The sequence below is a fragment of the Pseudomonas cyclaminis genome, assembly GCF_015163715.1.
Classification (GTDB): Bacteria; Pseudomonadota; Gammaproteobacteria; order Pseudomonadales; family Pseudomonadaceae; genus Aquipseudomonas; species Aquipseudomonas cyclaminis.
This window is the reverse complement of sequence record NZ_JADDUM010000307.1, coordinates 1-3,846: the sequence shown is the minus strand read 5'-3', so window position 1 is coordinate 3,846 and position 3,846 is coordinate 1. Positions and strand designations below refer to the sequence as shown.

Sequence of the window (3,846 nt, the reverse complement as noted above, 5' to 3'; positions counted from 1 at the left end):
GTTTCGGCTGACGCCATCGGGGGCGAGCCCTCCCACATGTGGAGGGGGGCTTGCCATGAGGCCCTCAAACCCCGGCGCATACCAATATGTGGAATATCATCCTCAAGGTATTCCTCACCCGCCACCACAAACCCATACCGCCCGTAATACCCCTGCAGATGTGCCTGGGCTGACAGAAAGATCGGCGTCTCTGGCCAGATCTCGTCAATCTGCTTGAGCGTTTCTTCCATCATCGCGTGCCCCAGCCCGGTCCCCCGTGCCACCGGCGCGACGATCACCCGGCCGATCACCACATCGCCGCCTTGGGACTCTGGATCCAGCAGGCGCAGGTAGGCCACCAGTTCATCGTCTTTCCAGGCCATCAGGTGGTGGGTGTCGCCCGCCAGGTCTTGCCCGTCGATGTCTTGATAAACGCACTTCTGCTCGACAACGAAGACCTCGCCGCGCAGGCGCAGGATGGCGTACAGCTGCTCCTTGCCCAGGTCAGTGTGATGTTTGCAGACCCAATCGACTGTCATGGTGTGTTCTCACGTAAATGTCTGTTCTGGATAGTAAGCGCGGCGGGCGGTGGTGTCTAAATCAACTATTTTTGTGAGTGAAATCAATTTGCCATCATTGAGTGCATTCGCCGGCCGTTTCTTTGTGTAATCTGAGCTAATGTTAGAACCTCAGGCGCAGCCTGAGCTAAGGCCACCGCCTGTCCGCCAAGGATTTTGAGCATGCCGCGATTGTCTCGTGCCGTTGCTTTGATGGGAGTGTTGTTGCTGGCGACGCCTGCATGTGCACAGCGCCTGCGTCTGGTCGCGGATGCCTGGCCGCCCTTTACCGATGCCACGCTGATCAACGGTGGCTTGGCCACCGATATTGTCAGCACGGCCCTGGCCCGCGCCGGCTATGCCAGTGATTTCGAGCAGGTGCCTTGGGCCCGTGCGCTGATGGGCGTGGGTGACGGGCGCTATGACGTGCTGATCAACGCCTGGTACGACGACGCCCGTACGCAATTGGGGCAGTTCTCCGGCGAATACCTGCTCAACCGCGTGCGTTTTATCAAGCGCCGTGACGATCCCATCGAGTACCAGAACCTGGCGCAACTGCACGACTATCCCATCGCCGTGGTACGCGGTTATGCGTATTCGGCGGCGTTCGATGGCGATGCGCAGTTGCAGAAAGTCCCTGTGCATAACTTTGCCATGGCCGTGCGGATGCTGGCGGCGCAGCGCGTGCGGCTGACGGTGGAGGATGAATATGTGGCGCGCTTTTACCTGTCACGGGAATCGGCGCGGGTGCGCAATTCGGTGGAGTTCCTGCCCCAGCCGCTGAGTGAAAACAGCCTGCATATCCTGGTGAGCCTGAAGAACCCAGAGCATGAGCAGATTGTCGCGAGCTTTGATCGCGAGATTGCCAAGATGAAGGCTGATGGCAGTTATGCGCGGTTGATGAAGGCCCATGGAATGTAGCGGCCTAAGCTGCGCTGGTGTCCTTGATCAAATGCGCCGCCAGCGTGCGCAACGGCCCCAACTGCCGGCATATCAACGCCAGCTGCGTCTGCACCAACCGCTGCCCTTCATCAATCTCATCCGGCATCTGCTCCAGGTCCGCCGCCAGCGCTTCCTCGGCGTCGCTCTGGATCGCAATTGGCTGCTTGTTGGCCAATCCTGTCGCGATTTCATCAATGCTCTCCGCGAGTGATTTGCCCGCGCCGTCGATGAGATGCTCGCGCACTTCGGCCGGCAATTGCGTATCACGGTGTGCACCGAGCCCTGACAGGTAACTGAGCAAGGTGTGGGACAACACCAGGAAACGGAACCCCACGTCCGCCTCCTTACGGAAATGCCCCGGTTCCATCAGCATATTGGCGAGGGTGGTCGACAGCGCCGCGTCGGCGTTGTGCGCGTTGCGGCGGGCCAGGCGGTAGGCCAGGTCGTCGCTTTTGCCGGCAGCGTATTGCTGCATGATCTGGCGCAGGTAGATGCTGTTGCACGTCAGGGTATTGGCCAGCACTTTGTTCAGTCGGCGGCCTTGCCAGTCGGGCAGGAACAGGAATACCGCCAGGCCCGCGATCAAGCTGCCGAGCAAGGTATCGAACAGCCTTGGCAGGAACAGCCCGTAGCCGTCCCCCACCTGGTTGAAGCAGAACAGCACCATCAAGGTGATCGCTGCCGTGGCCAGGGTGTAGCGGGTGGTGCGGTTGATAAAGAACACCAGGCCGGCGGCGATGGCGAACATCGACTGCACCAGGGGGTTGGGGAACAGGTCGAACAGCGCCCAGGCCACGGTAAGGCCGATGGCGGTGCCGATGATCCGCTGGCCGAGCTTGCGCCGCGTGGCGCCGTAGTTGGGCTGGCACACAAACAGGGTGGTGAGGATGATCCAGTAACCCTGGGAAGCATGGATGGCGTGCAAGGTGCCGTAGCCGATGGTCAATGCCAGGGACAGGCGCAAGGCGTGGCGAAACAGCAGCGACGTCGGCGTGAGTTGCGTGCGCAGGCGTGTCCACATTTCCCTGAGGTTGCGCGGCGCACGGTCCAGCAGGTTGCTGTCGGTGGCGTCGCCAGGGCGTCCGGGTTGCTTGCGTCGCCCAGCAGGCGGTCAAGGGTGGACAGGTTGGCCGCCAGGGCACGCAACGAACGCAGCAGGCCGCGCCAGGCCGGGTTGCTCTGGATGCGCAGGTGTTCCAGGGAGGCATTCAGGTCGCTGAGGGCTTCGGCGAAGCTGTCGTCATATATGAACGGTTGGCGCAGTTGGATCGACTCGGCCAGGGCCTGGCAGGCCTTGCCTTGCTGGCGCAGCAGACGTTGGCAGCGGAACAGCACGTCACTGTGGAAGAACGCATCGGCGAGGGCGTTGTAGGGATAGTGGGAGGAACTGGCGCGCTCGTGGATGTCCTGGGCCAGGAAATACAGCTTGAGGTAGCGGCTGACCTTCGACCCCGGTCGGCCATTGCCCACGCGGTGCAGGATGATTTCCTTCGCCGCATTCAGCGCGGCCACCACCCGGCCATTTTGCTGGGCCAGTTCCAGGCGGCGCGCTTCCACATCCAGCTGGCGGACCGGCTCAAACAGCGACGACTTGAGCTTGAGGTAGCGCCCCAACTCGCGGAACAACCGCGCCAGGCTCTGCTGCACCGGCTGGTTGGAAAACAGCGCCTGCCACAGCACCGACAACGCACCGTACCAGGCCGCACCGGCCACCAGCAGCAATGGCTCATGCCAGAAATCACTGACGGCGCCGCCGCGCTGGTCCACGCCGATCATGGTGTAGACCGACAAAATCAAGGTGGCCGACGCAATCGCCCCATAGCGTTCGCCCAGGGCACCGAGCATGGTCAGGCCGAACGTCGCCAGGGCCAGGGAGATAGCGAAAACCCAGGGATAAGGGAACAGCAACTCCACCGACAGCGCGGCGATGCTGAAACACACCAGAGTCACCGCCAGGGCGTTGAGGCGGCCTTGCCAACTGTCGTCGGTCTCGGCCAGGGCGCTGGCGATGATCCCCAGGAAGAGCGGGATCAGCAGCGTCATTTCATCCTGGTACCAGCACAGCGCCATGCTGCCGGTGAGGGCGATGAATACCCGAATGCTGTAGCTGAATTTATCCAGGGCCCACAGGCGCCGCATGGACTGCTTGAACGAGGTCGATGACATGAAGTCGTGAGTCTTCCGGGACGATGCCGTTAAATTGAGCTATCAAGGACGCCACGGCAAGGGTGGTGATCACATCCAACAGCAAATTATTCCCGGACACACCCATGCTCAATATGGAATGCAGTCAATGTGGGAGGGGGCTTGCCCCCGATAGCAGTGTGTCAGCCACTGCATGTGCAAGCTGATCCACCGCCATCGGGGG

The 3,846-nt window shown here is 61.5% G+C and carries 1 protein-coding gene and 2 pseudogenes; 1 reads left to right on the top strand and 2 read right to left on the bottom strand.

All coding sequences use genetic code 11. The features are described 5' to 3' along the window. Positions 1 to 71 precede the first annotated feature (71 nt). A pseudogene (locus IQK56_RS29050) lies at positions 72 to 518 on the bottom strand (GNAT family N-acetyltransferase); the annotation flags it as partial. Positions 519 to 719: 201 nt separating this feature from the next. Between IQK56_RS29050 and IQK56_RS29045 the strand changes: the two are divergent. Next, complete coding sequence (locus tag IQK56_RS29045) at positions 720 to 1,457, top strand: substrate-binding periplasmic protein (protein WP_150674373.1); 738 nt, start codon at positions 720 to 722, stop codon at positions 1,455 to 1,457. A 4-nt stretch (positions 1,458 to 1,461) separates the two neighbouring features. Here IQK56_RS29045 and yccS read toward each other — a convergent pair. Beyond that, positions 1,462 to 3,644 (bottom strand): annotated as a pseudogene (yccS, locus tag IQK56_RS29040) (YccS family putative transporter). Between the last annotated feature and the right edge of the window lie 202 nt (positions 3,645 to 3,846).